This is a genomic window from Pseudomonas proteolytica, assembly GCF_007858275.1.
In the GTDB taxonomy this organism is placed as follows: Bacteria; Pseudomonadota; Gammaproteobacteria; order Pseudomonadales; family Pseudomonadaceae; genus Aquipseudomonas; species Aquipseudomonas proteolytica.
The window spans coordinates 1-914 of the sequence record NZ_VFEV01000091.1 but is presented as its reverse complement, the minus strand read 5'-3'; the positions used below and the strand labels follow the sequence as shown (position 1 = coordinate 914).

The following is a 914-nucleotide window of genomic DNA, read 5'->3' as shown; positions in this document are numbered from 1 at the left end:
GAGTCGGTGGTGTGGACCGATCACGAGAACCGCAGCACCACCTTTCCCCTGCCCACGGCTGCCCGACCAGCCATCAGCAATAGCCTGGCTGAAGCAGCGATTTATCTGGGTGCAGCGTCGGATGAGTTGGTGCTGGCTCAAGGGGCAACGTTCTACCACTTTCAAGGCGGTGTGCTGACGGCGATCAGCGATGGGTATGACAACCGCCTGCGTATTTCCCGCGATGTATCGGGGCGGATTCTGCGCCTGGATAACGATGCCGGACGGGCGCTGCTGTTGCGCTACGAGCGCGGGCACATCGTGGCGGTGGACTACCAGGTGTTTCGCGTGGAAAGCGAAGCGGATGACGCCTGGGTGACTGAGCAGAACGTCGTTTCCTACCGCTACGACGAACAGTGGCGACTGGTTGAGGCGACCAATGCTGTAGGCGAAAGCGAGCGCTATCAGTACGACAGCCTTGCGGTAATCACTGAGCGGCAACTGGCCGGTGGGGCGAGTTTCTTCTGGGCGTGGGAACGCTCTGGCAAGGCGGCGCGCTGTGTGCGGCATTGGGCCAGTTTTGCGCAGATGGATACGCGCTACGTCTGGGATGACCACGGCCGCGTCACCCTGCTTAACGCCGATGGCAGCCAGGAAGTCTATGTGCATGACCCGCGCGCACGGCTGGTGCAGCGGGTTGACCCGGACGGCGGCGAGCATTTCAAGTCTTACGACGCACAGGGCCGGCTGACGGTTGAGCAGGATCCCCTCGGCGCGATTACGGCCTATCAGTACGACGAGGCTGGGCGCTTGGTGGCGCTGTTTCCGGGGGATGACGAGCCTACCGCCTACGAGTATGAGCATGGTTTCGTACGGGTCATGCGCCGGGGTGCGGCGGTCTGGAAGTACCAGCGTAATGATCAGGGCGATATCAC

Annotated in this window: 1 pseudogene; it reads left to right on the top strand. The window is 62.1% G+C overall.

The features are described 5' to 3' along the window. Positions 1 to 914: pseudogene (locus tag FIV38_RS29810) on the top strand (RHS repeat protein); the annotation flags it as partial.